Consider the following 24268-nt stretch of genomic DNA (forward strand, 5'->3'; position numbering starts at 1 on the left):
TTCGAGGGAGAACTCGACCCATGACCGCTCCCGTTTTACTCCTCCGGCGGGTATCACGGTCCATGAACGATCCGGCGGACCTCTCGGTCACCATCGTCGACGGCTACGTCGACGAGCCCGCACACTTCGGGGTGCCGCCGTACGTCTCGACGTACCCCCGGTACACGGCAGGTGCCATCGTCGACGCCGGCGTCCCCGAGTCGCAGGTAACCTACCACACCATCGACGGGCTGCGCGAGGAGCGCTCGCGGTGGCGCGACGTCGAGGAGGCCGATCTGCTGATCTACGTCGGCGGGATGACCGTCCCCGGCAAGTACGTGGGCGGGACGCCCGCCGAGCCCGACGAGGTGCGCGAACTCGCGTGGGTCGCCGACGGGACGACGCTGATGGGCGGCCCGGTCAGGTTCGGCGTCGGCGAGGAGAACGCCGGCGCACAGGACACCGAGCGCGACGACCTCGACTACGAGTTCGTCGCGAAGGGCGACGTCGAGGCGGCGGCGTACGACCTCGTGCGGAACGGGCTGGAGGGGTTTGGCGACCGCGTCCGGGACAACGAGGAGATCGATCGCTGGGGGGCGAAGGGGGCGTTCGTCGTCGAACAGCACCCGAACCACCCCGACTACCTCATCGCGGAGATGGAGACCTCGCGGGGCTGTGCCTACCGGTGCTCGTTCTGTACGGAACCGCTCTACGGCAACCCCGCGTTCCGGTCGGCCGAGTCGGTCGTCCGGGAAGTCGGGCAGCTCTACGAACGGGGGGTGCGACACTTCCGGCTCGGGAGACAGGCGGACATCCTCGCGTTCGGCGGGGATGGCGAAGCGCCCAACCCGGACGCCCTGCGCGAACTCTACGGCGGTATCCGCGAGGTCGCGCCCGACCTCGAGACTCTACACCTCGATAACATGAACCCGGTCACGATCGTCGAGTACCCCGAGCGATCGAGGGAGGGGATCCGTATCATCGCCGAGCACAACACGCCCGGCGACACGGCGGCGTTCGGTCTGGAGTCGGCCGATCCGGTGGTCCAGGAGGAGAACAACCTGCTCGTCACGGCCGAGGAGTGCCTGGAGGCGGTACGGGTGGTCAACGAGGCGGGGGGGTGGCGACCCGGGGAGGACCCCGAAGAGGCACCGACGTTCGGCGACGACGCTCCACGGCGTCTCCCGAAGCTCCTCCCCGGGATCAACCTCGTCCACGGCCTCCAGGGCGAGCGCCCGGAGACCTACGAGCACAACGTCGAGTTCCTCCAGCGGGTACTGGAGGAGGGGCTGCTGCTCCGGCGGGTGAACGTCCGGCAGGTGATGGCGTTCGAGGGGACCGAGATGGCCGAGACGGGCGCCGACATCGCGAAGGAGCACAGGCAGCAGTTCAAGCCCTACAAGCGCCGTATCCGTGAGGAGATCGACAACCCGATGCTGAAGCGCGTGGCTCCGCCGGGGACGGTGCTCCCGGACGTCCACCTCGAGTACCACCAGGACGGGAAGACGTTCGGCCGACAGCTCGGGACGTACCCCCTGCTGGTGGGCATCCCCGGCGAGCGCGACCTCGGGACGACCCTCGACGTCGCCGTGACGGCCCACGGGTACCGCTCGGTGACCGGCGTACCCCACCCGCTGGACGCGAACGAGGCGTCGATGAAGGAGCTACGGGCCGTCCCCGGCATCGGGAAGGGCCGTGCGGGCGATATCGTCGTCGGGCGGCCCTACGCCTCGACCGCGGAGGTCGACGTCGGCCCGGCGATCAGGGATCGGTTTCTCGCGGTACGTGTCCCCGGAGCGGCCGACTGAGAATCGAGTCCACGTGACCGTCCTGTCGGCCGGTTAGCGGGGGTCTAAGACCGTTCCCGGACTGTTCCCGACGCGGAACGAAAGGAAGGCACTTAGCCCCCCGGGGCGTTCCCCCGACGATGACAGGCGTCGAGGTGAGCGTCGTCCTCCCCGCCTACGACGAGGAGGAGACCATCGAGGAGACGGTCAGGATCTCCCTCTCGACGCTCGCCTCGTTCCTCCCCGAGGGGAGCTTCGAGGTGATCGTCGCCGAGGACGGCTGTTCCGATCGAACGCCGGAGATCGCCGACCGGCTCGCCCGCGAGGACGCCCAGGTGCGGCACTTCCACAGCGACGAGCGGCTGGGCCGCGGCGGTGCCCTCGAACGGGCGTTCGAGGCCGCCCGCGGCGACACGCTGGTCTACTACGACACCGACCTCGCGACGGACATGGGCCACCTGGAGGAGCTCGTCGAGAGCGTCAGGACGGAGGGGTACGATGTGGCGACGGGCTCGCGACGGATGCCCGGGGCGAGACAGCCCCGCGAGACCGAACGCGGGGTCGCCTCCGACGGGTACAACACGCTCGTCCGGGCCGTCCTGCGCTCCGATCTCAGGGACCACCAGTGCGGATTCAAGGCGTTCGACCGCGAGGCGCTGTTCGCCCTCCTGCCCGCGGTGGGGGACGACCACTGGTTCTGGGACACGGAGATACTGGTGAAGGCCCAGCGCCGCGGCTACGACGTGAAGGAGTTCCCCGTCGAGTGGGAGCCCAAGGGCGACACGAAGGTCGATCTCGTCCGGGACGTCCTCGGGATGGGCTCGCAGGTCCTCCGGACGTTCTGGGAGCTGTCGGTATCGCCGCGGATCACCCGTCGGGTCACCCTCACGGGCGGGACGTTGCTCGTGGTCGTGGCGATCGCGCTGATGACGGTCTACCTGGAACCCGCCGCGGTGCTCGACGCCATCGTCGGGGCCGACCCGCTGCTAGTCGGCATCGCCGGGCTGATATACGTCGTCTCGTGGCCGCTACGCGGCCTGCGCTACCGCGACATACTCGCCGAACTGGGCTACCAGGAGAAGACGGGCTTTCTCACCGGCGCGATATTCATCTCACAGACCGGCAACCTCGTCTTCCCCGCCCGCGCCGGCGACGCCGTCCGGGCGTACGTCGTGAAGGCCCGGCGTGGCATCCCCTATCCGACGGGGTTCGCGTCGCTGGCGGTCGAGCGCGTGTTCGACCTGCTCTCGATCACGGTCCTCGCGGGGACGGTGCTCGTGGGGCTCGTACTCACGGGAGGGGTCGGCGACGTGGCCTCGGCCATCGCCGCCGACGTCGGGGCGATAACGATCGGCGGCGAGACGATCGATCCCGGCGGGGCCGCCCGGACGGCGATCCGAGTCGCGGCGTTCGTGGGCGCGCTGGCCGTCCTCGCGGTCGGGGTGATCGTCGCCAGCGCACGCCGGGACACCGACCTCGTCCACCGGACGATGGCGAGGATCAGCGACGACTCCTACGCCGACTACGTCTCCGCGGTGATCGGCCAGTTCGTCGGCGATATCCAGGCCGTGGCGGGCGACCGGGGCGCGTTCGCCCGCGTGGGGATATCGAGCCTGCTCGTCTGGACGGTCGACGTCGTGACCGCGCTCGCCGTCTTCGCGGCGTTCGGCGTCTCGCTCACCCCCGCGGTCCTCGCCGCCGGCTTCTTCGCGGTGAGCGTCGGTAACCTCGCGAAGGTGCTCCCGCTCTCACCCGGCGGGATCGGCCTCTACGAGGGGGCGTTCACCCTCATCGTCGTCGGCCTCACCGCGGACCCGGTGCTGACGCCGTACGTCGCGCTGGCGATCGCCATCGTCGACCACGCGGTGAAGAACGTCGTCACGGTCGCCGGGGGCGTCGCGTCGACGCTCCTGCTGAACGTCTCGCTCACGACGGCGGTGGAGGAGGCGAGCGAGGCCGACGCCGACACCGCGTCCGTCCGCAACGGCTGAGTCCACTCGGGGCCCGGTGTGACACCGGGATCGAGCGAACACCCGCGTTCGGACGGGTGCGACGACGGGGACCGGACTGGCATATAAACCGCCGACCGATCGGCCGTATATCCGCTCCGGACCCCTGATTCCGGGCGATTTCGATGATCACACCAGCCCTTTTAAATACCACGAGTACGTAACGCCACCAACGTCTGTTTCCCGGGATCTGGGGGGTGTTCCACGCCCGGGAGCACGCGATGCCCACCGATGAGCGAGAACGTACGCGAACGAGAGCAAGAGAGTACGGAGCGAGCGGCCGAGACCGAGGGGTGCCCGGAGTGCGGCGGTAACCTCGTGGCCGACACGGAGCACGGCGAGACGGTCTGTACCGACTGTGGTCTCGTCGTCGAGGAGGACGGCATCGACCACGGTCCCGAGTGGCGCGCGTTCGACGCCGGCGAACGCGACCGGAAGTCCCGCGTCGGCGCGCCGACGACGAACATGATGCACGACAAGGGGCTGTCGACGAACATCGACTGGCGGAACCAGGACGCCTACGGCAACTCGCTCGACTCCCGCCAGCGCCAGAAGATGCAGCGGCTTCGCAAGTGGAACGAGCGGTTCCGCACCCGCGACTCCCGCGAGCGCAACCTGAAGCAGGCCCTCGGCGAGATCGACCGGATGGCGTCCGCGTTAGGCCTCCCCGACAACGTCCGGGAGACCGCGAGCGTCGTCTACCGTCGTGCCCTCCAGGAGAACCTCCTCCCGGGGCGGTCCATCGAGGGAGTCGCCACCGCCGCGGTGTACGCCGCCGCCCGACAGGCCGGCGTCCCGAGGAGCCTCGACGAGCTCGCGGCCGTCTCCCGCGTCGAGAAGGCCGAGGTGGCGAGAACGTACCGCTACGTCGCCCGCGAACTCGGCCTGGAGATCGAACCCGCCGACCCCGGGAGCTACGTCCCCCGATTCGCCTCCGCGCTGGGGCTCACCGAGGAGACCGAGGCCCGGGCGCGACAGCTCCTCGACAGCGCCCGCGAGGCCGGCATCCACTCCGGGAAGTCCCCGGTGGGGCTCGCCGCCGCGGCCATCTACGCCGGGGCGCTGCTCAGCAACGAGAAGGTGACCCAGAGCGAGGTCAGCGACGTGGCCGACGTCTCGGAAGTGACGATCCGGAACCGCTACCACGAACTCCTCGAAGCCGAGCAGAGCATCGAGACGTTCTGAGACGGGGCCGAGCGCCGTACCGTCCCGACTCGACCGGCACGCAATCACCCGCTCGCTACTGTGTGGTCGGAAACGGGCGACCAGTGGCGAGGTTCCGCGCGGATCCGAACACCGGGACCGGTTCGCCGACCGGGTTCGTCGTTCGATAGCTCGTCCCGTGGCACGACCTCCCAGGTGTCCGAACGGTTCGCAAGGTTTGAACCCGCGGGAGCGAATCCCGTACAATGAGCTACCGGATCGGACTCGTCGGCAAGCCCTCGGTGGGCAAGTCGACGCTCTTCAACGCCGCGACGATGAACGACGTCCCGGAGGGAGCCTACCCGTTCACCACCATCGACCCCTCGGTCGGCGAGGCGTACGTCAGGGTGACGTGTGCGGCCCCGGAGTTCGGGGAGACCTGCACGCCCGAGACGGGCTTCTGTCTGGACGGGACCCGGTACGTGCCCACGAAACTGGTCGACGTGGCGGGGCTGATCCCCGGCGCTCACGAGGGCAAGGGCCTCGGGAACCAGTTCCTCTCGGACCTGAACGAGGCGGACGTGCTCGTCCACGTCGTCGACTTCTCCGGCACGACCGATATCGAGGGTGAGCCCACGGAGGGTCACGACCCCCGCGAGGACGTGGAGTTCCTCGAGAACGAACTCGACCGGTGGTACCTCGGCGTTCTGGAGAAAGCCATCGAGAAGTTCGAGGGAGCCTACGGGGGCTCCGAGCCCGAGATCGAGGAGTACGTGGCGACGCAGATGGACGCCTTCGGCGTCTCCCCAGACCTCGCGAAGCAGGTGGTGCTCTCGCTCTCGCTTTCACTCGATCCGGCGTCGTGGGACGAGGCGGACCGTCTCTCGCTCGCGCGCGAACTCCGCAAGCGGACCAAACCCATCGTGATCGCGGCGAACAAGATGGATCACCCGGACGCCCGCGAGAACTGGGAGGCAATCACGGACGACCCCGAGTACGACCACCTGGAGTTCGTCCCCGTGAGCGCCCACGCGGAGAAGGCACTCAAGAACGCGAGCGAGAGCGGTGTCGTCGAGTACGAACCCGGTGCGGGCGGGTTCGAGGTGACGGGCGACGTCTCGATGGAGCAGAAGCGCGGGCTGGAGCAGATACGCGGATTCGTCTCCGAGTACGGTGGAACGGGCGTCCAGGAGACCCTCGAGGCGGCGCTGTTCGACGTGCTGGGAGTGGTTCCGGTGTTCCCCGGCAGCGCCAAAGGCGTAAAGAACGAGGACGGGAAGGTGCTGCGCGACTGCTTCCTCCTCCCGCCGGACGCGACGGTCGAGGACTTCGCCTACTTCCTCCACACCGACATCGGCGACGGCCTGCTCCACGGTATCGACTGTCGCTCGAAGCGGCAGGTCGGCGCGGGTCACGAACTCGAATCGCGCGACGTGGTCGAACTGATCACGACCGCCTGAGTCGACCACCCGAGGCCGCTCGTGACGGGGCAGAGCCTACTCCCGGGCGTCGTCGAGCCGCTCGCGCAGGTCGGTCAGGTCGAGCCCCCAGGCGTCGAGGTCGTAGGAGACGTCGAGCAGGCGCTCGACGAGTGCCCCGTCCTCGCTCGCCAGCGCCCGGGCGACGTCGGCCCGGAACCGCTCCTCCACCGCTCGGCCGACCGCCCCCCGATCGACCGAACGCGAGGGGACGTCCATGATGTGGGGGAGGTCCTCGGCCCCCGGCGGGAGCGACGGGAACGCCGACGGCCCGGGGACGAGCAGTTCGTCGTCCCCCTCGCCCCTGACGGTACCCCCCTCGGCCCCACAGGTCACGATCGCGTACCGCTCTATCGCCCGGTCGACGACCCCGGGAGCGGGCGGGTCGACCCCCTCCTTGTACGCCAGTTCCTCGAGCGCCCGCTCGAGCTCCGATCTGGTTAGCGCGCCGAACAGGTCGACCACGCCCGCGAGGGCGTCCCCGTCGACGTCGAGGGTGTCCTCGGAGGGCATCTCAGCGGACCTCCTCCCGCGCCGCGTCGAGGTCGGCTCGGGCGGTCTCGCGGACCGCCTCGACGGAGACGGGCGCGTCCGCCCAGGCCGGGAGCCGGTCGTCCTCGCCCGGCGGGGCGATGGCGTCGGCGTACTCGACTACTTGCTCGCGTTCGCCGGCCCGGTCGTACTCTAAGCCGTTGAACGCCGAGTCGACGGCGTACCCCCGAAGGAACCGTTCGGCGGTTTCGACGTACCGCCCGGGGAGCGTCCCGTAGTCGGGGGCGACGCCGCCCTCCTCGACGGCGCGGAACAGCGCCGCGCCAACCTCCTCGCTCATGGTCGAGAGCCCGGCGGGGCCGCCGACCGCCCGGTGGTCGTGCTCGTGGATACCGAGGTCGACCTGCGCCGAACGGTCGAAGCCCGCGGCGTGGAAGGCGTCGCCGAGCGTGCCGAGTTCGAGTCCCCAGCCCCGCTGGATCCGGAGCGACCTGATCACGTCGCTCGTCGCCGCGAACTCCCCCGCGAGCGCGTAGCGGAACGCCCCCAGGTAGTCGAGTACCGGCTCGTCGTGGGCCTCGGCGAGCGCGGCGACGACGGGCTCGTAGAACAGCCTGCACAGCCGTCCGTAGAGCCGGCGGTTCTCGACGCGGGCGTAGAACCCCTTCGAGAAGTCGAAGCCGTGGGCGAGCGGGAAGAGGAGCCGGGGAACGTGTCCGCGGGAGTAGGTCCTGGCGTCGGCGTCGTGGACGGCCACGTACGGGGCGTCGCTGGCGGCCCCGAGCGCGAGCCAGACGTCCCGTCCCTTCCCCCGACTCCCGTTCAGCCCCGCGTCGGCGAGCAGGTCGCCCAGTCGTGGACCGTCACACCAGAGCGTCTCGTGAGCGACGTCGAACGAGTCGAGCCAGGCGTCGACGTCGGCGACCCTCCCCGCTTCGGCCCGGAGGGCGACGACGACCCGGCCCGGGTCGACGTCCTCGAGGGCGGTGAACACGCGCTCGGCGGCGAGGCTCGCGTGCTCGCGCTCGGTCAGCGGGACGACCACCGCGCTCTCCTCGACGGGCGCGTCGGGGACCGGGTCGGTGAAGTCGTGGAGCGTCGTGACACGCTCCTGTACGTACTCCATCGACGGTCCGGAGGGGCGGCGGTCACAAGTCCCTGTGGTTCGAGGCGGCCGTCACCGCCACCGGGTGACGTTCGAACCGTAGCCCGGACGGAAGCGGGCCCGTCCACCCGTCACTCGCGCATAGGGATAGTCGTAGTCAGCCGGAGGATTCGACCGTTCGACGTGGGTCACGGGGCATGATTCTCGGGGAAATGCATGAACTGTGACATCCTCCTCGCCGTACACGGCGAGGCTTCCCACGGCCCCGCACCGCTGGGTTGGGAACGTACGTGTACGACCCGACGTGCCGATGGGAGTGCCACGCCTCCGTTACTCCTATCCGCCGGTGGGTTCCACTGGTTCTGCCCCGGTGACTCGGAGGTATCTCAAGTCTTTTGTGTCGGTGATACTTACTCACTCCCCAGACAACATACGTGTGCGTGTCGGATTCACGCCCGCCGTACACGGCGGGATTCTATCCTTGATGAACTATAGTAGCGTTTGGAAGTCTGTACTCACGGACGGGAGGACCGTTCCCGCCCGGAGTGTGTCATCGGTTCCAAACGCCACTATACTCCGAAGATCCCTGTCAGTACTCGCCCGCGGGCGTCCCCCGGACGCGACCGGCGGGGATGTGGCCGGTGAGGTGGAGGCCAACGAGCCCCACCAGGACGACCGCCAGCCCGCCGGCGAACCAGGCGAAGACGGCGTCGTAGGCGAGGCCGCGACCGACGAGGCTCCCGACCGCGAGGCTCCCCGGTGCCTGGGCGACCATCATCGCGGCGGAGTAGAAGGTGTACGCAGATGCGCGGTGGTGGTCGGGGAGCGAGGTCAGCAGGTAGGTGTCGACGACGGGGAACATCGAGTGGACGACGTAGCCCAGGAGGACGCTGACGACGACGATCGTGAGAAGCCCGGTCGCGAGGGTCAGGGCGTAGACCGTGACGACGAACCCGCCGACGACCACGAGCACGAGCGGGACGTTCGGAACCCGGTCGGCCAGCCGCCCGGTGAGGAGGAACGCCGGGAGCCCGGCCGCGAACACGAGCGTCAGCAGCGTCCGGGCCGTCCCCGGCGGGAGCCCCTTGCCGGCGACGAGGTAGGAGACGTAGAAGTTGAACAGGCCGTTCCAGACGAACCCCACCGTGCCGACCACGACGACGCCGGTGAGGACGATCGGCCACTGGGCGCGGACCGCCCGGAAGAGGTGTCGGTCGCTCGCCCCGGCGTCCGGGAGGTCCGCACCCCGGGTCGCGTACAGCGTGTAGAGGGTGACGAGCGCCCCGAGGACGGCGAGACCGAGGAACGCCAGCCGCCAGTCCGCCAGGACGAGGACCGCGCCGACCGCGAGCGGGGCGGCCACCGCCGCGAGCCCGGCGGCCATCCCGTGGACGCCGAGCGCCCGGCCGACGCCCTCGGGGAACAGTTCGCTCACGAGGGGGTTGCCCGCGACGAAGTAGCCCCCCGCCGCGAGGCCGATGAGCGAGGCACCCACCATGAGGACGGGCACGGAGGGGGCGAAGGCGGTGAACAGCGCGGCCACGGTCAGGCCGGTCCCGGAGGCGAGGACGACGACGTGTCTCGGAACGCGGGTGAGGGCGTAGCCGGTCGGGATCCGCGAGACGGCCGAGCCGAGCCACGCGAGCGTCGCCACGGCTCCGAGTTCCGCGGGAGTCGCCGCGAAGTCGGCAGCGAGCGGCTCGATGAGCGGGGCGAACACCACTCGCCCGAGGTTGACGAGGAACACCATCGAGCAGAGCGATCCGAACAGTCTACGGCGGGACACAGCCGGGGTTCGTCCCCGTTCGGGTCAAGCGTTCCGGATGGCTCCGGGGGTGATCGCATATAGTAGCGTTTGGAACCGATGACACACTTCGGGCGGGCTCGTCCCGCCCGCCCGTGAGTACAGACTTCCAAACGCTACTATAGGTGTCCGTCCGCGCCGGCCGTCGAACCGCGTCGGCGGGAGCGCGGGCAGTCACACCACCGCCGGGCTTTTTTATACGCGGTCTCCGACTACGGGTATGGAATCCGTTCGGAAGGGCCTCCGCACGAAGGCCATCGTCAAGGACACGTACGAGCGGCTGGTGTGTGCGGAGTGCGAGGAAGGGCTCAAGACCCGGAACGACCCCGACGAGATCGGCTCCGTGCGGTTCTGTCCCGACTGTGGTCGGGAGTGGAAACAGGTCGGCTGACCCGTCGCGCCCGGTCACCCGGACTCGAACACCGCGTCGAACGCGCTCGCACCGAGCGGCTCGAACGTCCCCGCATCCACGTTCTCCGCGACGTGCTCCGTCGAGCCCATCCCGACGAGCGACGCGGTCACACCGGGTGCCGACCGGGCGAAGTTGATCGCCCGCTGGGCCGGCGTGTCCCCCTCGATCCGGGCCGCCACGGATTCGGGGATCGACCCGTCATCGGCGAGGTCACCCTGGAGTATCGAGGCGCTGGTGAAGACGTTCAGTCCCGACTCCTGGGCGAACATCAGCGCGCTCTGTGGGCCGTCGGCCCCCTCGTGGGCCGCGACGGTGAACGCGTCGGCCATGTGGACGTTGAACGGCAACTGAACGGCACGGAAGTGCGTGGCGGCGTTGCCGGCCCGCTTGGACGCCTCCCGCCCCCGCCTGACGACCTCCGGGAGCGAGAGATAGGAGTCGTGATCCTCGGGCACTCGGAAGCACTCCCAGGTGGCGACGCCGTAGTGCCGGAGGTCGCCGGCGGCCGCACGCTCCTCGAGCCGGGTGAAGGCGTCCTCCAGCCGGTCGTACACCTCCTCGCGCGAGTGTTCCCCCAACTGCGTCTCCGGGTTGTGGACGTAGTAGAGGTCGATCGTGTCGAGCCCGAGATTGGAAAGGGAGCGGTCGAGCTGGTCGTCCAGGTAGTCGGGGGCGATGCAGTTCCCCCGGACGAGTTCGTCCGGATCGACGATACCGGAGTCGACGTACTCCTCGCGGACGAACCGGCCGGGATCCGCCGGTCGGGATCCGTCGAACGGGACGAACCCGCCCTTGGTGGCGACGAGGACGGCCTCGCGGTCGGTCTCGGAACCCCGGATCGCCTCGCCGACGACCCGCTCGGAGCGCTGTGCGCGGTAGTTGATCGCGGTGTCGAGGACGTTGATCCCCGACTCCAGCGCCGCCGTGAGCGCCTCGCGGTAGCGGTCGTCGGTCGCGTCGGTCGGCTCGCCGAGGTAGGTGCCCGCACCGATGCTGGAGACGGCGAGCCCCGAGAGCGCCCGGAAGTAGGTCCGCGCGAACCGCTCGTCGAAGCGATCGCGGTAGTCCCAGGTCGCCTCCTTGGTGGCCATACCCGGCATCGGGGCTCGCGACGAGTAAACACCCGCGTTCCGACGCCGGGAGACGAATCTCCCTCAATCGCCGTTTCGCGGGACCATCCTCGCGCCGGCGGGGTCGATCTCGGTGATCTCGGGGTCGTACCCCGCATCGGAGAGCCCGGAGTCGAGGGCGAACACGGTCGGGCCGCCGGCCGCGACCGCCGCCTCCCCGCCCGCGCGGCTCACCGCCTCGACCGTCTCCCGGAGCTCGTCGGTGAGCAGGTCGGCCTCGCGGGCGAACCGACGCGAGGCCCGCATGAAGACGGGGAGCGTCGGTTCCGAGACGACCGCCGAGAGGGCACGCCCGGCCGCGCCCGAGCGCAGGTCGCTCGCCTCGGGCGGCGGCAGTTCGGCGTCGATCTCGAGGAGACCATCGAGCGTGAGGTACTCGACTCGACCCCGAGCGGGTATCCCATCGGTCCGGTTGTGGGCCGGCCCGCCGGGTTCGAGGCGGAGCGGGACGCCGCCGCGGGCCCCCGCGACGACGTCACCGAGACCCGTTCCCGCCTGCACCTCCGCGCCGTGGGCGACCGTGAGGAGTTCGTCCTCCGAGAGCACGCGGTCGAGGACGGCGTTCGCCGCGAGCGCCGCCCCGAGCGCGACCGCACCCGTCAGACCGAACCCCGCCCCCGGCACCAGGTGCGTCTCGGCCTCGACGCGGGCACCCGGCACCCGGAGCGCCCCGAGCACCCGCGAGACGGCCTCTAACTCGACCGGCTCGCCGTTCAACTCGACGACGAGTTCGTCTCCTCCCGTGGGTCGGACGGTCACCCGGACGCCCTCGGAGACGACGATACCGCCACCGCGTGCGCCCGCCGCCGTGGGGTCGTCCGCGCGGTGGACGCCCGAGAACCCCGACAGGTGGCCGGGCACGAACGCCGTCGCTTCGTTCATCGTATCGGGATCCACCGGCACGGACTAAACGTCTCGGGGTCGCTCAGCCAGTGGAGGGGAGTTCTCCGGGGGCGATCAGCCGGACTTCCCAGCCAGCGTTCGCCGGGCGGCGACGGCGAACTCCTCGAAGGCGTCGATGTCCATCGCGTCCGTCGTCACGAGTACGCCCTCCTCGCCGTCGTTGACGCGTGCGACGTAGCCGTCGGTGAACGTCCGGAGGGTGAACAGGTACTCGCCCAGGGACGGCTCGACGCCCGGCTCGTCGGTAAGGGTCCGATAGGTCTCGCGTGTGGAGAACCCGAGCCGTTCGTTCTCGACGAGAGCGTGCTTTGCTTCGTGGGCCGCCGACGGTTCGACGCCGAGGTCCGACCGGAGGTAGAGCACCTCGAAGTCCTCGGGCGTGAAGCGGACGACGCTCCTGAGGGTGTCCCCAAGGGCCGTTCGGCTGAGCGAGACGAGCGAGTCAGCGTACGCCGGTGACGTTTCGATCGCCATGCATTAGGAACGTATCGTGAATATATATTCATTTCTACGACCGATACGTTATTTTCGAAGGTAGGAGAGGCCACGATGGTCGAAGCTCGATCCAGGCAGGACGAGGGCGGAGGGAAAGCCGTTTACTCCCCCGGTACCACCCCGACGCATGACCGAGGACGCCGTGTCGGACCTGCCCCCCGACGCCCGCGAGGAGATCGCCGAGGCCGTCCGCTCGGCGCTCGCCAGACACGGCTACGCCGGGCTGACGACGCGGAAGGTCGCCGCCGAGTCCGAGAAGAGCGAGGCGTTCTTCTTCTATCACTGCGATACGAAGGCCGACCTCATCCTCGTGTTCCTCGAGTGGGCGACCGAGTGGTCGGCGGACCGGTTCGCGGCCACGGCGGCCGAGCCCGACCCCGTGAGGAAGCTCTACCTGGCCTGTGACTGCCTGCTCGGCGACCCCGACGACGAGTTCGAGCGCGGGATGAACGTCGCGATGATGGAGCTGCTCTCATACGCCCCACACGACGCGGCGTTCCGCGACCGACTGGAGGCCTACGAACGGCGCGTCCTCTCCGATCTCGCGGACATCATCGGGGGTGGGATCGAAGCGGGCGTGCTCCGGGAGGTCGACCCCGGGGCGACCGCCGCGTTCCTCCTGATGGCCGCCGACGGCACCGCCGGGGCGGTCCACGCACTCGGCATGCGCGACGTCGAGGCGAACGTCCGCGAGCGCCTGTTCGATTACCTCGCGACGAACCTCCTCGCCGAGGGCGTCGAGCCCCCCGAAGACTACCAGTAGAGTCGATCGGGTTCCGGCTCCGGGGTCAGCGCCCCGGTCCGCCGGCGTGGAGGTACTCGCGGGCGTCGTCGACCGTCTCCGTTCCGAGGAGCCGCTCAACCCGGCGCTCGAACGTCGCCTCGTCGATCTCCCCGCGGGCGTAGCGCCCCCGGAGTTCCGCCAGGGCGGCGTCCTCCGACGTCCGGCGGTCGTCGGTCGGGTGTCGGTCGTCCGGGCGCGCCCGACGCTCGTACCGACCGGCCACACCGACGGCGATCGGGAGCACCCCACCGAACCCGAGCGGGTAAGCGATCCAGGCCCACGGGACCCCGAGTGCGCCGAGACCGAACGCGACGGCGAGGACGGCCACGGTCACACCCCCGGCGACCAGCCCGATCAGTGGACCGGGAGCGCTCGGTCGCGCCGAGCGGTGATTCATCGCTCTCCCCCCTCGGTAGCCACGGGCCCGTCCGCCTCACCGGTGCGGCCGAGTCGACCCGTCGCCGACTCACGGGGTCCGGTCGCCGGCACCAGTTCGCTCCCCGCCGCAGCGCCCAGTCCCGAAGCGGGCATGTGCCGGTAGACCGTCTCGTACCCGTCCCCCGAAACCAGGTAGGTCTCGTGCCAGATACCCACCGTGTCGTCCTCGCCCGCCAGACGGTCGAACCGGCTCCACCACGTCCGGTGTTCGGTGCCCAGGTCGCGGGCGTACTCCCGGAGCGTCTCGAAGGACTCCCAGTACTGGAGGACGGTGAGCTCGCGCAGTCCCGACCGGAGGAACCGCGAACCGAGCAGTCCCTCCCGCTCCTGCTCCTCGACCATCCGCGGGGCGCTCAGTACCACCGGGAGCCAGCGGTGGACGTTCCGGAGGCGGTTGATCCGCATCCCGACGAGGAAGACGACGAAGTCGTCGGCCCGTTCGGCGTGCAGTCGGTCGTGACGTATCTCGACCATGTGCTGAGCAAGTACTCACTCAACATAAATCTGAGTGTTTACCTAGCTCGGATCGTTGGATCCCCTCCGGAGGGGTGCTCCCACGGCACGAGGCCGGAGCGAGCTTCCCCCTGCGGTTGCAGGCAGCCGCTACTTCGCGCTGGACGCGCGTGGTTGGGGACGAGCGCCGCCCGGCCGACGCCGGCACCGATAGCCGGGGCCGGAGCGGGAACACGACAACCATGACCGAACTCGACAGGGACACGCTGCTCGACCTGGTCGTCAACGTCATCCCGATCGGAATACTCGGATTCTTCAGCCTCCTGTTCATCGCGTTCAACCCGTGGGGCTGGGACCCGTTCCCGATCCTCATCACGCACTTCCTCACCCTGTTCCCGCTCGCGATACTGGTGGTGGTGACCTACGTCGCGGGACGGGTCATCCAGCGGGACGAAGCCGAGAGCGCCTGAGCCGGCGGGATAACTCGGCTAACTCCCGTCGTAAGCGGCGAGAGCTTATATGCGATTACGCTGTAGTACAACGTGACACATGCCCTCGATCAGCGCGCGGCTCCCGGACGAGGAGGCCGAAGAACTGGAGCGGGTCGCCGAGATGCTCGGGGAGGACAAGAGCTCAGTCATCCGGAAGGCGCTCTCGGAGGGACTGCACGACCTGCGGGTCCGGCGGGCCATCGAGCGGTACCAGACGGGGGAGGTGTCGGTCAAGCAGGCCGCACGCATCGCTGGCGTGAGCCTAGGGGAGTGGCTGGGGATCGCCCGCGAGCGGAACCTCACGACTCAACTGAGCCCCGAGGACCTCGAACGCGACGCGGACACCGCGCTCGATCTGTGAAGATCTTCCTCGACGCGACGACGCTCATCGCGCTAGGTGAGATCGGGGAGCTTGATCTGTTGACCTCGTTCGACGGTGAGCTTTGGCTCTTGACTCCCGTTAATCAGGAGGTCACCACTGAGCCAGCCAGAAGTAATCTCTCCGAACGGATCGAACGGACGGACGTTCTTATCGTCGGGCTCGGCGACCTACTGGAGGAAGCGAAGGACGCAAAGGAAGAAGCGAAGCGGATCCTCGATGAGGAGACGGTAAACGGTGACGTCGCGATAATCACCAAGGTCATCCAATCACGGAGAAAGGAAGTAGACGTTGCGATCGTCTCCGACGACCGCCGCCTCCGTACCGTGGCGGAGGGCCTCGGAGCCCGCGTCACTGGCACCATCGGGATCGTCGTCCGGACAGTTGCGGAGGGTCGACTCACCGAACAGGAAGGAAAGGACCTCATCAGGCGACTCGACAGTCGCGGCCTCCACATGACCGGCGAACTCCGGGGGAGAGCGGACAGGCTGATCGAGGACGCGACACGAGAGAACGGGGACGAAGACTGACGGGATCTACGGACTCAGACGCTGGCGATCCCGCGGGAACAGCACCGCCTCACGGATGTTCGGCAGGTCGAGCATCGTCATGACGAGCCGCTCGACGCCGTAGGCCCAGCCGGCGTGGGGGGGCATCCCGTATTTGAACATCTTGGTGTAGTACTCGAACTGGTCGGGGTCGAGCCCCTGCTGTTCGAACCCCGCGACCAGTTCCTCGTAGCGGTGCTCGCGCTGGCCACCGGAGACGAGTTCCATCCGCGGGTGCATCAGGTCGAACCCCTTCGAGAGGTCGGGGTCGTCGTCGTAGTCCTGGATGTAGAACGGCTTGATCTCGCTGGGCCAGTCGGTGACGAAGTAGTGCCCGCCGATCTCCTCGCCGAGGGCCTTCTCGGCCTCCGTGGAGAGGTCGTCGCCCCACCCGAGGAACTCGTCGAGTTCGCCCGTGGCGTTGACCCGCTCGATCGCCTCCTCGTAGGTGAGCCGGGGGAACGCCTCCTCGGGGACATCGAACTCCTCGGCGAACCCGAGGGTCTCGAGCTGTTCCCCGCAATTCTCCTCGACGGCCTCGTAGGCCGCCCTCAGGGTTCCCTCGCAGACGTCCATCGCCTCGTGGTGGTCGACGAACGCCGACTCGAAGTCGATCATCGTCGCCTCGTTCAGGTGTCGCGGGGTGTTGTGCTCCTCGGCGCGGAAGATCGGGCCGATCTCGAACACCCGCTCCAGCCCCGAGCCAACCATCAGCTGTTTAAATAGTTGGGGGGACTGGTTCATGAACGCCTCGCGGCCGAAGTAGGTGATCGGGAAGAGTTCGGTGCCCCCCTCGGTTCCGGTGGCGACGATCTTCGGCGTGTTGATCTCCGTACAGCCCACCGACCGGAAGTACTCGCGGACGCCCCGCAGGACCTCGGCGCGGATCTCGAAGATCGCCTTGGCCTCCTCGCGCCGCAGGTCGAGCGTGCGGTTGTCGAGCCGGGTCGAGAGCTCGGCGTCGACCTTCCCGGACGGGTCGAGCGGGAGTTCGGGTTCGGCGGGAGCCAGCACCTCGACGCTCTCGGGGACGATCTCGACGTCCGTGGGAGCGCGGGGTTCCTCCTCGACGGAGCCGGTGACGGTCACGACCGACTCCCGGGAGACGTCGGTGCCGGTCTCGACGAGGTCGTCGTCCATCTCGTCCTTCTCGAACTTCACCTGTATCCTCCCGGAAGTGTCCCTGACGATCAGGAACGCGATCCCCCCGAGGTCGCGTATCTCGTGGGCCCACCCGGCCACCGTGACGGTGTCACCGGGCTCCGCGTCCGCGGCGTAGGTTCGGCCTTCCATACCGTCGACTACTCGGAGTCGCTCCTAAAATCCACCCATCCGGCTCCGTCGAGACCCCGGTGCCGTGATGGGTCTCCGGAGTCGGACTCGGTGGGGACGCGCGTGCCGACCCCTGCTTCCGTCCAGGGGGTCACGGACGGACGGGGAAGTTACCGCCGTGAGAGGCCGTCGATCCCCGATAAGAGCGGCTCGGAGCACTCAAGGGGGCCGTTCCCCTAGGACGGGCGAATGGATCAGAACCTCCTGGCGGTGCTGTTCGGTGATCCATTTACGGCGATGACCACGGTCGGGCTGGTCGCGTTCGCCCTCGTCGGGTCGTCCAAGGCGATCCGCGAGGGGTTCGACCTGCTCGGTGTCACCATCGTCGGTCTGGCGATGGCGTTCGCCGGCGGGGCGACCCGCGACCTCCTCGTGGCACGGGTTCCGCTGGTGCTCCAGTCCCCGATCGAGATCGGTCTGGGACTGCTCGGGGTCGGGCTGGCGATCGCGCTGAGCGTCGTCTTCACCTCCCCGGAGACGCATCCGATCACGCTCGTCTCGGACGCCATCGGGCTCGCCGCCTTCGCCACGACCGGCGCGATCGTCGCGACCGGGGCGGGCGTATCGGTGTTCGGTGTCGTCGCCATCGCGACGATCAACGCCGTGGGCGGTGGCGCGCTCGCGGACATCCTCCTCGACCGGTCGCCGTTCGTGCTCTTCGAGGACTTCTACGCCACCTGTGCGGTCCTGGGCGGGAGCGCCTACTGGATAGCGGGAGCGCTGGGGGCAACCGGGAGTACGGCCGCCGCGGTGTGTGCGGCGGTGACCGTCGTGACCCGGCTGGCCGCGGTCACCTACGGGTGGACCCTGCCGACGGTCCAGAACCTGGAACTACCGAGGGAGTAGTCCGGTCACGGGCGGCGGACGGTGTTCGCGTTCGGCCCGCTACGTCGACCGAGCGACCGTTTCGGCGTGGAGCGATGGGTGACTTGACGAGGCCCCCGGGATACACCCTCCCCGCTCGTCGCGCCGTCGAGGATCTCTTTCCGGTCGAACGGGCCGAGATACCCGCCCACCCTGCGAGGGCCAACAGAAAGCGTTAATCGCCGCGCTCCGATAGGCCCGTCCATGGCAGACGAGGACGAGGAGGATTCGGGGCCCATCGTCGAACTCGGCGAGGGCGACCCCGTCGAGGGCGCGCCGCTCGCACGTGTCGCCTCGCGGCTGTTCTACGGCATCGAGCGGAGCGAGGTGATCCGCCGCGAGGGGGAGACGACCATCAGGACGCCCGGCGGCCCACAGGAGCTCGGGGACGTCCTCGACGGTATCGACGAGACCTACTTCGACACGCGCCAGGCGCTCGTCGACGCCGTCGAGGACGCCGTCGGAACCGGCCCGGTCCCGACGACCGACGGCGAGCGTGAGGTTCCGACCATCGGCGAAGAGGAGGAAGAGGAGGCCGACACAGCGGACGACGAGTGAACGGATGTCGGTCGCCTCGGCCGTCAGGACCCGCCTGGGCAGGGTAACCTGGATCCAGCGGGCGCTCCTGTTCGGCCTGTTGCTGGCGGCCGTCTGGACCGGCTGGGAAACGAGGGGGCTCACCGCCCGGATGCTGAAGGACGTCGTCGTCTACATCCTCCTCCCGGCGACGCTCGCGGCGACCCACGGTCGCCGGCTCGGCTGGCGGGTCGACCGCCGCGCGGTTCGGAACACCGTCCTCCTCGCGCTGTTCGTCCTCCCGTTCTACGTCGTCGGCTCGGCGCTCCCGAGCGTCCGGGCGTTCTACCCGATGTGGGGCGGGAGCCTCGACGGGTACCTCCCCCACGCCCTCCAGCAGTTCGTGATCGTGATCGCCGCCGAGACGTACTACCGGGGTCTGCTCTGTGTGGGGATCCGCGACCTCGGGCGGAAGGCCGCGTTCGTCAGCCCCGTCATCTACGCGTTCCACCACATCGGCAAGCCACCCATCGAACTCCTGCTCTCGGGGCCGACCGACGTGCTGTTCGGGCTCGTCGACTACGAGAGCGACTCCATCCTCCCCTCGGTCGTCGCACACGGCGGCGGTCTCGCGCTGCTCGACTGGCTGGTGCTCCACGACCCCCTCTTCGCGCCCGAGGCGGTCCTCCGGTGGCTGTCGTGGGTGCCGGTGCCGCTGTGACCGTGCGACATCGAGCCGTGGGCGTCGGAACGCAGGGGGGCGTCGTCACGGGGCGTGCGCCGGCACGGGACTTATCCCGGACAGGGCGTAACGAAGAGGTATGGACGAGAGCTTCGACGCGGCGTTCGAGACCGGCTTCGGGGGGACGCTGCCGGAGTCGGTCGACGAGGCGGCCGTCGAGCGACTGCGCGTGGTCGCCTACCTGCTCGACGAGAGCGTGGGTGTCCCCGGGACCGATATTCGGCTCGGGATCGATCCGCTCGTGAGCGCCGTGCCGGTGGTCGGTGACGTGGTGAGCGGCGGCGTCGGGCTGTACATCGTCCTCGAATCGGCGTACCTCGGCGTCTCCTTTTCCACCCTCGTGCGGATGCTCGCCAACGTCGCCCTCGACGTCGGCGGCGGATCGGTGCCGTACGTGGGCGTGCTGTTCGACGCGTTCTTCAAGTCGAACAAGCGGAACCTCGAACTCGCACTCCGGGACCTCGGCTACGACCCGGAGCGCGAGCGCTGGGAGACCGACGAGGACGACGAGGGCGTCTCCATCGAGATCGAGGCACCCTCACAGTAAGACCGGGTGACCTCCTCCCCGTCGTAAACGACGGGGCTTCCCACGGCACCGCACCGCTGGTTTGGGATATTTACTGGTTGACGACTCGTCGGCATGACGAGCCGATGGCGGGGCCACACCGCCGTTACTCCTATCCCCGGCAGGGGACTCGGAGTTATCTTGACCGAGACACCACAGCGGTTCGAGAGGGTGTCTCGAACATTCTGGTTCTCGGAGTCCCGATATTGTGCATTTAGGTGGCGGTGAGACCGCCTCGGTGTACGTCATGCTACGATGTGAGGTTACTTAAATATCCATATTAGCGTCAGAACGTGGTCCGTGGAGGAATTGTCGGATTCACGCCCGCCGTAAACGGTGGGATTCTCTCCTTGAAGAAAGATAGCCCACGGCGCACGACGGAGGTAGGCTTTTGATCCGTCGGAACGGAGTATTGTGCATGAGTCTCAATATAGACCCGTCGGTACTCGGTTCCGAGGACATCGGCGAGAAGCGCGCGACACTCCGAATGGATCACGAGGCGGCGATCGAGCACGTCCGGGAGGCGTTCACCGACGCGGGGTTCGGCGTCGCCACGGAGTTCTCCCCCTCCGAGCTCCTGAACGAGAAGGTCGACGCCGACCGGGAGCCGTACTACGTGCTCGGGGCGTGCAACCCGAACATGGCCGACCGGGCGCTCGACGCCTCCGAGATGCGGATCGGCGGGCTGTTCCCCTGCAACGTCGTGGTCTGGGAGGAGGAGCCGGGCGTCCAGACCGTCTACCACGTCTCGATCATGAAGATCGCCAGGCTCGTCGGGATGGCCCCCGACGACGAGACGATGGCCGACATCGTCGCCGAGACCGGCGAGATGGTCGAGGCGGCGTGGGCGAACCTCGATACTGCGGCGGAGTGAGCGGTCCGGCGACGAGGTGAGCCGCCGGTCGACCCTACTCCTCGAGTTCGGACACGCGCTCGTTCAGGTCCTCGACCCGCGCCTCCAGACCGCCGATCTTTCGCTCGATTCGATCCAGTCGTTCCTCCACGTCGCCGCCGCTCCGCATCCGGAGGAGGAAGAAGCCGATCCCCCCGAGGATCCCGAGGAGTACCGCGAGGAGGACGAGGAGGTTGAGCGCGATGAGGATCAGTTCCGGTCCACCGGGGACCTGTAGCGGCAACATAGCTCGGCGTCGGCAGTAGACCACTAAATGTTACCGCGTCGGGAGCCGTCGGCGTGCCGGGTCGCGTCCCCTCGCCCCGACAGTTTATCAGATCCATCCGAGTGGTGGTGGTATGTCCGATGACACACGGGACCTCGAATCGCTCCCCGAACTCTCCTTCGCGGGCGTCCAGACGTTCCTGAAGGCCGAGCACTGCCCGCCGGACGGGCTGGGCGAGGACGTCGATGTGGGCGTTCTGGGGGTGCCGTTCGACGGGGCCGTCTCGCGTCAGCCGGGCGCGCGGTTCGGCCCGCAGGCGCTCCGCGAGGCGAGCGCCTGGTACGCCTACCTCGGCGGGTACAAGGGCGGCGTCCACAACGTCGAAACCGACACCACGGTCAGCTACGACGACCTCACGATACGGGACTGCGGTGACGTTCCCACCGTACCCACGAGCATCGAACGGACCCGGCCGCAGATCGTCGCCGCCGTCGAGACGGTCGCCGAGCGGGCGTTCCCGGTCGTGCTCGGCGGGGACCACTACGTCACCTACCCGTCGTTCGTCGGCTACGCCCGCGCGGTCGGCGAGGACGTGGGGCTGATCCACATCGACGCCCACAGCGACACGGTCGAGTCGAGCGCGCTCTACGGCGAACACTTCCACGGCTCCCCGATGGCTCGCATCGACGACTCCGAACACGGGGGCTACGAGAACCACGCCATGATCGGCATCCGGGGGTACGAGGGCCCCGAGTTCCCCGATCTCGTCGAGGACCGGGGCATCCGCGTCGACTACGCGCCCGACGTCCGCGAGCGCGGTATCGAGGCCTGCATCGAGGACGCGATCGACCACGCGACCGACGGTGTCGATCACGTCTACCTCACCGTCGACATCGACGGGGTCGACCCCGCCTACGCCCCTGGAACCGGCACGCCCGAGCCGGGCGGGCTCACGAGCGACGACCTCCTCCGGGCGATGGATCGACTGGGCGAGTGCGAGGCCATCGGCGCGATGGACCTGATGGAGGTCGCGCCGAAACTCGATCCCACGGAGTCGACACAGCGGCTCGGCGCGAACGCCGTCGTCCGGTTCCTCGAGTCGAAGTTCCTCGGCTGAACGCGGTGGGGGCTCGCGTGTCAGCCCTTGCTCCCCCAGCCGAACGCCAGCCAGCCGCCGTCGTTGTGGAGCACCTCCCCCGTCGTGTAGTGCCCGCCCGCCGCGAGGAACGTCGCGCACTCGTTGACCTCCTCCAGCGTGCCGAACCGTCCCAGTGGCGTGCGATTGCGGACGTGCTCCTCGCTGTACCCGTAGTAGGGCCACTCGTGCTCCTTTGCCTCCTCGCCCCACGGCGCGGCCGCGAGATCCGTCCTGACGTATCCGGGCGCGAGCGCGTTCACACAGACGTCGTGCTCGGCGAGTTCGACGGCGAGGTTCCGGGTCAGGTTCTCGATCGCCCCCTTCGTCGCGTTGTACGGGGCCCGGCCCTGAACGCCGATCGAACCGAACATGCTCGACAGGTTCACGATCTGTCCGCCCGCTCCCTGCTCGACCATCCCCTTTCCCGCCACCTGCGAGCCGAAGAACGTGCCCGTGAGATTGATATCGAGGACGTGCCGCCAGTCCTCGGGCGTCTGCTCGAACAGCGGCTTCTCGACGGTCGTCCCCGCGTTGTTGACCATCACGTCGAGGCTCCCGAACTCGTCGATCGCGGCGTCGACCAGCGCCTCCACGTCGGCCTTCTCGCTCACGTCGGCCTCGGCGGCGACGGCGGTGCCCCCCGCTTCACGGATGGCCTCGGCGGTCGACTCGGCCCGCTCTAGGGACCGCGAGTTCGTCACGACGTTCGCTCCCTCGGCGGCGAACCGCCGCGCGATGCCCTCGCCGAGGCCGGTGCTCGACCCCGTGACGATGGCGGTGTCCCCTTCGAGTCTGCCGGTCATGGCGGGCGCTCTCGCCGGGTCGGGTTAGTTCTGTCCCCGCACGCCATCGGGACGTCAAAGTATATGGCGCCGCCTCGGGACCTCCGTCCTGGATGGGCAACGTCTCCCGCGCCCGGTCGGCCGTCGCCGGCATCGCGACAGACCTCCGGCGCGACGGGTCGGGGTGGCTCCTGCTGGCTGTCTCGCTCGGCTGGTTCCTCACGCTCGGCGTGCGAGTGGTCTACCCCGCGCTGTTGCCGCAGGTGACCGCGGAGTTCGGCGTCGACAACGCCACCGCCGGCGGGTTCATCGGCCTCCTGTGGACGACGTACGCGCTGTTGCAGTTCCCCGGCGGGGCGCTGGCCGACGCCGTGGGCGAGCGACTGGTGCTCGCCGGGAGCGTCGTCCTCACGCTGGGTGCCGTCTGTGCGATCGTCCTCTCGGACACCCTCGGACTGTTCGTCCTGGCGACCGTCCTCCTGGGTCTGGGGACCGGCCTCTACGGGACGACCCGCCTCACCGTCATCTCGGCGGTGTACGACCGGATGGAGACGACCGCGATCAGCCTGAGCCAGGCCGCCGGGAACGTCGGGAACGTCGTGCTGTCGGCCGGTGCCGGACTCGTCAGCGTCTACCTCGGCTGGCGGTGGGGGTTCGGCTACCTGGTTCCCCTCCTACTCGTCTCGGCGGTCGGGCTCTGGATCGTCGTCCCGCGACGGGCCTCGACCGAGGCCGGCGACGAGTCGTTCCGGCGGACGATGCGAAAGGTCGCGGCGGCGATCCGGACGCCCCGCGTGCTGGCGGTCACCGCGCTGCTCGCGGTCAACATGTTCCTCTACCAGAGCGTGACGGGGTTCCTGCCGACGTACCTCGTCGCGGAGAAGGGGGTCGGACCCGGGACGGCGGCGACGCTGTTCAGCCTCTTCTTCGCGAGCGCCATCGGCGTACAGTTCCTCTCGGGGGTCGTCGCCGACCGACTGGGCAACCGGGTCGCCATCGCCGCGTTCGTGGGGGTGAGCGTCCCCGCGTTCGTCCTGCTGACGGTCGTCGAGTCGCTTCCGGCGCTGGTCGTCGTCGTGCTCCTGCTTAGCTGTCTGCTCGGCGCGATGCCGCCGGTCAACGCCGCGGGGCTCGCCGCGCTCCCCCCCGAGATACGGGGAAGCGGGTTCGGCCTCCTCCGGACGGGCTACATCGCGTTCGGGGCGGCCGGGCCGCCGACGGTCGGCCTGCTCGCCGACGCCGGTCGGTTCGACGGCGCGTTCCTCGTACTCGGGGCGATCGCGCTGGGGATGAGCGTCTGGGGACTCCTTTTCGAGCGGATCGTGAGCGGGCGGTGACCGCCCGTCGGCAGACCTTCCCGCAGTACCGTGTCGGGTGGCCG

At 68.9% G+C, this 24268-nt stretch carries 27 protein-coding genes; 16 read left to right on the plus strand and 11 right to left on the minus strand.

Going from position 1 to position 24268, the window contains the following annotated elements:
• Window positions 1-62 precede the first annotated feature (62 nt).
• The 4 genes from WDJ58_RS07115 to WDJ58_RS07130 all read left to right on the plus strand — a co-directional run bounded on the left by WDJ58_RS07115 (window position 63) and on the right by WDJ58_RS07130 (window position 6378).
• Window positions 63-1787, plus strand: a complete 1725-nt coding sequence (locus WDJ58_RS07115; protein ID WP_338916957.1) for a radical SAM protein — start codon at window positions 63-65, stop codon at window positions 1785-1787.
• A gap of 119 nt (window positions 1788-1906) precedes the next feature.
• The gene (locus tag WDJ58_RS07120; RefSeq protein ID WP_338916958.1) at window positions 1907-3757 is read left to right on the plus strand and encodes a flippase-like domain-containing protein; all 1851 of its coding nucleotides are present in this window, start codon (window positions 1907-1909) and stop codon (window positions 3755-3757) included.
• Window positions 3758-4006: 249 nt separating this feature from the next.
• Window positions 4007-4960, plus strand: a complete 954-nt coding sequence (locus WDJ58_RS07125) for a transcription initiation factor IIB (RefSeq protein WP_338916959.1) — start codon at window positions 4007-4009, stop codon at window positions 4958-4960.
• Window positions 4961-5184: 224 nt separating this feature from the next.
• Window positions 5185-6378, plus strand: a complete 1194-nt coding sequence (locus WDJ58_RS07130) for a redox-regulated ATPase YchF (protein WP_338916960.1) — start codon at window positions 5185-5187, stop codon at window positions 6376-6378.
• Window positions 6379-6414: 36 nt separating this feature from the next.
• On the opposite strand, the gene WDJ58_RS07135 is transcribed toward WDJ58_RS07130, so the two are convergent.
• From WDJ58_RS07135 to WDJ58_RS07145, 3 genes are all read right to left on the minus strand, one after another.
• On the minus strand, window positions 6415-6909 hold the full coding sequence (locus WDJ58_RS07135; protein ID WP_338916961.1) for a DUF7109 family protein: 495 nt from the start codon (window positions 6907-6909) through the stop codon (window positions 6415-6417).
• Between the two features lies 1 nt (window position 6910).
• Window positions 6911-8014 carry a glycosyl transferase family 2 gene (locus tag WDJ58_RS07140; RefSeq protein ID WP_338916962.1) on the minus strand — a complete coding sequence of 368 codons (1104 nt, stop codon included), beginning with the start codon at window positions 8012-8014 and terminating at the stop codon, window positions 6911-6913.
• A gap of 568 nt (window positions 8015-8582) precedes the next feature.
• On the minus strand, window positions 8583-9779 hold the full coding sequence (locus WDJ58_RS07145) for an MFS transporter (RefSeq protein ID WP_338916963.1): 1197 nt from the start codon (window positions 9777-9779) through the stop codon (window positions 8583-8585).
• A 238-nt stretch (window positions 9780-10017) separates the two neighbouring features.
• On the opposite strand from WDJ58_RS07145, the gene WDJ58_RS07150 reads away from it, so the two are divergent.
• Window positions 10018-10188: an HVO_0758 family zinc finger protein gene (locus WDJ58_RS07150; protein WP_338916964.1), complete on the plus strand. Its 171-nt coding sequence runs from the start codon at window positions 10018-10020 to the stop codon at window positions 10186-10188.
• Window positions 10189-10202: 14 nt separating this feature from the next.
• Here the strand turns inward: WDJ58_RS07150 and WDJ58_RS07155 are convergent, their stop codons facing one another.
• From WDJ58_RS07155 to WDJ58_RS07165, 3 genes are all read right to left on the minus strand, one after another.
• Window positions 10203-11300, minus strand: coding sequence for an aldo/keto reductase (locus WDJ58_RS07155; protein ID WP_338916965.1), 1098 nt, complete (start codon window positions 11298-11300; stop codon window positions 10203-10205).
• Between the two features lie 63 nt (window positions 11301-11363).
• Window positions 11364-12221 (minus strand): pantoate kinase, encoded by an 858-nt coding sequence (locus WDJ58_RS07160; protein WP_338916966.1) that lies wholly within the window; start codon window positions 12219-12221, stop codon window positions 11364-11366.
• A gap of 75 nt (window positions 12222-12296) precedes the next feature.
• Window positions 12297-12716, minus strand: coding sequence for a DUF7522 family protein (locus WDJ58_RS07165; protein WP_338916967.1), 420 nt, complete (start codon window positions 12714-12716; stop codon window positions 12297-12299).
• Between the two features lie 148 nt (window positions 12717-12864).
• On the opposite strand from WDJ58_RS07165, the gene WDJ58_RS07170 reads away from it, so the two are divergent.
• Complete coding sequence (locus WDJ58_RS07170) at window positions 12865-13500, plus strand: TetR/AcrR family transcriptional regulator (protein ID WP_338916968.1); 636 nt, start codon at window positions 12865-12867, stop codon at window positions 13498-13500.
• A 25-nt stretch (window positions 13501-13525) separates the two neighbouring features.
• Here the strand turns inward: WDJ58_RS07170 and WDJ58_RS07175 are convergent, their stop codons facing one another.
• The gene (locus WDJ58_RS07175) at window positions 13526-13918 is read right to left on the minus strand and encodes an SHOCT domain-containing protein (protein ID WP_338916969.1); all 393 of its coding nucleotides are present in this window, start codon (window positions 13916-13918) and stop codon (window positions 13526-13528) included.
• The gene (locus WDJ58_RS07180) at window positions 13915-14433 is read right to left on the minus strand and encodes a DUF4188 domain-containing protein (protein WP_338916970.1); all 519 of its coding nucleotides are present in this window, start codon (window positions 14431-14433) and stop codon (window positions 13915-13917) included. The genes WDJ58_RS07175 and WDJ58_RS07180 overlap by 4 nt, the downstream gene beginning before the upstream one ends.
• Window positions 14434-14654: 221 nt before the next feature.
• Between WDJ58_RS07180 and WDJ58_RS07185 the strand changes: the two genes are divergently transcribed.
• The 3 genes from WDJ58_RS07185 to WDJ58_RS07195 all read left to right on the plus strand — a co-directional run bounded on the left by WDJ58_RS07185 (window position 14655) and on the right by WDJ58_RS07195 (window position 15812).
• Entirely contained in the window at window positions 14655-14882 is a 228-nt protein-coding gene (locus WDJ58_RS07185; protein ID WP_338916971.1) for a DUF6684 family protein, read from the plus strand.
• Window positions 14883-14961: 79 nt separating this feature from the next.
• Window positions 14962-15264 (plus strand): UPF0175 family protein, encoded by a 303-nt coding sequence (locus WDJ58_RS07190; RefSeq protein WP_338916972.1) that lies wholly within the window; start codon window positions 14962-14964, stop codon window positions 15262-15264.
• On the plus strand, window positions 15261-15812 hold the full coding sequence (locus WDJ58_RS07195; RefSeq protein ID WP_338916973.1) for a hypothetical protein: 552 nt from the start codon (window positions 15261-15263) through the stop codon (window positions 15810-15812). Before WDJ58_RS07190 ends, WDJ58_RS07195 begins: the two co-directional genes overlap by 4 nt.
• Window positions 15813-15818: 6 nt before the next feature.
• Here the strand turns inward: WDJ58_RS07195 and aspS are convergent, their stop codons facing one another.
• The gene (gene aspS, locus WDJ58_RS07200) at window positions 15819-17123 is read right to left on the minus strand and encodes an aspartate--tRNA(Asn) ligase (protein ID WP_338916974.1); all 1305 of its coding nucleotides are present in this window, start codon (window positions 17121-17123) and stop codon (window positions 15819-15821) included.
• A 228-nt stretch (window positions 17124-17351) separates the two neighbouring features.
• Here aspS and WDJ58_RS07205 point away from each other — a divergent pair, with 228 nt between their 5' ends.
• The 5 genes from WDJ58_RS07205 (at window position 17352) to WDJ58_RS07225 (ending at window position 20723) form a co-directional block, all read left to right on the plus strand.
• Complete coding sequence (locus WDJ58_RS07205) at window positions 17352-18008, plus strand: trimeric intracellular cation channel family protein (RefSeq protein ID WP_338916975.1); 657 nt, start codon at window positions 17352-17354, stop codon at window positions 18006-18008.
• Between the two features lie 222 nt (window positions 18009-18230).
• Complete coding sequence (locus WDJ58_RS07210; RefSeq protein WP_380660431.1) at window positions 18231-18584, plus strand: DUF5789 family protein; 354 nt, start codon at window positions 18231-18233, stop codon at window positions 18582-18584.
• Window positions 18585-18588: 4 nt separating this feature from the next.
• Window positions 18589-19263 (plus strand): CPBP family intramembrane glutamic endopeptidase, encoded by a 675-nt coding sequence (locus WDJ58_RS07215; RefSeq protein WP_338916976.1) that lies wholly within the window; start codon window positions 18589-18591, stop codon window positions 19261-19263.
• 100 nt (window positions 19264-19363) lie between these two features.
• Complete coding sequence (locus WDJ58_RS07220; RefSeq protein WP_338916977.1) at window positions 19364-19831, plus strand: DUF4112 domain-containing protein; 468 nt, start codon at window positions 19364-19366, stop codon at window positions 19829-19831.
• Between the two features lie 436 nt (window positions 19832-20267).
• Entirely contained in the window at window positions 20268-20723 is a 456-nt protein-coding gene (locus tag WDJ58_RS07225) for a DUF302 domain-containing protein (protein ID WP_338916978.1), read from the plus strand.
• A gap of 34 nt (window positions 20724-20757) precedes the next feature.
• Here WDJ58_RS07225 and WDJ58_RS07230 read toward each other — a convergent pair whose 3' ends face one another.
• Window positions 20758-20988, minus strand: coding sequence for a hypothetical protein (locus WDJ58_RS07230; RefSeq protein WP_338916979.1), 231 nt, complete (start codon window positions 20986-20988; stop codon window positions 20758-20760).
• Between the two features lie 112 nt (window positions 20989-21100).
• Between WDJ58_RS07230 and WDJ58_RS07235 the strand changes: the two genes are divergently transcribed.
• Entirely contained in the window at window positions 21101-22084 is a 984-nt protein-coding gene (locus tag WDJ58_RS07235; protein ID WP_338916980.1) for an agmatinase family protein, read from the plus strand.
• 20 nt (window positions 22085-22104) lie between these two features.
• On the opposite strand, the gene WDJ58_RS07240 is transcribed toward WDJ58_RS07235, so the two are convergent.
• Window positions 22105-22908, minus strand: a complete 804-nt coding sequence (locus WDJ58_RS07240) for an SDR family NAD(P)-dependent oxidoreductase (protein ID WP_338916981.1) — start codon at window positions 22906-22908, stop codon at window positions 22105-22107.
• A gap of 92 nt (window positions 22909-23000) precedes the next feature.
• Here WDJ58_RS07240 and WDJ58_RS07245 point away from each other — a divergent pair, with 92 nt between their 5' ends.
• Window positions 23001-24224 carry an MFS transporter gene (locus tag WDJ58_RS07245; protein ID WP_338916982.1) on the plus strand — a complete coding sequence of 408 codons (1224 nt, stop codon included), beginning with the start codon at window positions 23001-23003 and terminating at the stop codon, window positions 24222-24224.
• The last annotated feature ends 44 nt before the right edge of the window (window positions 24225-24268 follow it).

Origin of the sequence: Salinirubellus litoreus (assembly GCF_037335815.1) — an archaeon.
Classification (GTDB): domain Archaea; phylum Halobacteriota; class Halobacteria; order Halobacteriales; family Haloarculaceae; genus Salinirubellus; species Salinirubellus litoreus.

Coding starts and splice junctions, on each gene's coding strand:
- WDJ58_RS07115 (WP_338916957.1), top strand. CDS start 63: ATGAACGATCCGGCGGACCTCTCGGTCACCATCGTCGACGGCTACGTC.
- WDJ58_RS07120 (WP_338916958.1), top strand. CDS start 1,907: ATGACAGGCGTCGAGGTGAGCGTCGTCCTCCCCGCCTACGACGAGGAG.
- WDJ58_RS07125 (WP_338916959.1), top strand. CDS start 4,007: ATGAGCGAGAACGTACGCGAACGAGAGCAAGAGAGTACGGAGCGAGCG.
- WDJ58_RS07130 (WP_338916960.1), top strand. CDS start 5,185: ATGAGCTACCGGATCGGACTCGTCGGCAAGCCCTCGGTGGGCAAGTCG.
- WDJ58_RS07135 (WP_338916961.1), bottom strand. CDS start 6,909: ATGCCCTCCGAGGACACCCTCGACGTCGACGGGGACGCCCTCGCGGGC.
- WDJ58_RS07140 (WP_338916962.1), bottom strand. CDS start 8,014: ATGGAGTACGTACAGGAGCGTGTCACGACGCTCCACGACTTCACCGAC.
- WDJ58_RS07150 (WP_338916964.1), top strand. CDS start 10,018: ATGGAATCCGTTCGGAAGGGCCTCCGCACGAAGGCCATCGTCAAGGAC.
- WDJ58_RS07155 (WP_338916965.1), bottom strand. CDS start 11,300: ATGGCCACCAAGGAGGCGACCTGGGACTACCGCGATCGCTTCGACGAG.
- WDJ58_RS07160 (WP_338916966.1), bottom strand. CDS start 12,221: ATGAACGAAGCGACGGCGTTCGTGCCCGGCCACCTGTCGGGGTTCTCG.
- WDJ58_RS07165 (WP_338916967.1), bottom strand. CDS start 12,716: ATGGCGATCGAAACGTCACCGGCGTACGCTGACTCGCTCGTCTCGCTC.
- WDJ58_RS07170 (WP_338916968.1), top strand. CDS start 12,865: ATGACCGAGGACGCCGTGTCGGACCTGCCCCCCGACGCCCGCGAGGAG.
- WDJ58_RS07175 (WP_338916969.1), bottom strand. CDS start 13,918: ATGAATCACCGCTCGGCGCGACCGAGCGCTCCCGGTCCACTGATCGGG.
- WDJ58_RS07180 (WP_338916970.1), bottom strand. CDS start 14,433: ATGGTCGAGATACGTCACGACCGACTGCACGCCGAACGGGCCGACGAC.
- WDJ58_RS07185 (WP_338916971.1), top strand. CDS start 14,655: ATGACCGAACTCGACAGGGACACGCTGCTCGACCTGGTCGTCAACGTC.
- WDJ58_RS07190 (WP_338916972.1), top strand. CDS start 14,962: ATGCCCTCGATCAGCGCGCGGCTCCCGGACGAGGAGGCCGAAGAACTG.
- aspS (WP_338916974.1), bottom strand. CDS start 17,123: ATGGAAGGCCGAACCTACGCCGCGGACGCGGAGCCCGGTGACACCGTC.
- WDJ58_RS07205 (WP_338916975.1), top strand. CDS start 17,352: ATGGATCAGAACCTCCTGGCGGTGCTGTTCGGTGATCCATTTACGGCG.
- WDJ58_RS07210 (WP_380660431.1), top strand. CDS start 18,231: ATGGCAGACGAGGACGAGGAGGATTCGGGGCCCATCGTCGAACTCGGC.
- WDJ58_RS07215 (WP_338916976.1), top strand. CDS start 18,589: ATGTCGGTCGCCTCGGCCGTCAGGACCCGCCTGGGCAGGGTAACCTGG.
- WDJ58_RS07220 (WP_338916977.1), top strand. CDS start 19,364: ATGGACGAGAGCTTCGACGCGGCGTTCGAGACCGGCTTCGGGGGGACG.
- WDJ58_RS07225 (WP_338916978.1), top strand. CDS start 20,268: ATGAGTCTCAATATAGACCCGTCGGTACTCGGTTCCGAGGACATCGGC.
- WDJ58_RS07230 (WP_338916979.1), bottom strand. CDS start 20,988: ATGTTGCCGCTACAGGTCCCCGGTGGACCGGAACTGATCCTCATCGCG.
- WDJ58_RS07235 (WP_338916980.1), top strand. CDS start 21,101: ATGTCCGATGACACACGGGACCTCGAATCGCTCCCCGAACTCTCCTTC.
- WDJ58_RS07240 (WP_338916981.1), bottom strand. CDS start 22,908: ATGACCGGCAGACTCGAAGGGGACACCGCCATCGTCACGGGGTCGAGC.
- WDJ58_RS07245 (WP_338916982.1), top strand. CDS start 23,001: ATGGGCAACGTCTCCCGCGCCCGGTCGGCCGTCGCCGGCATCGCGACA.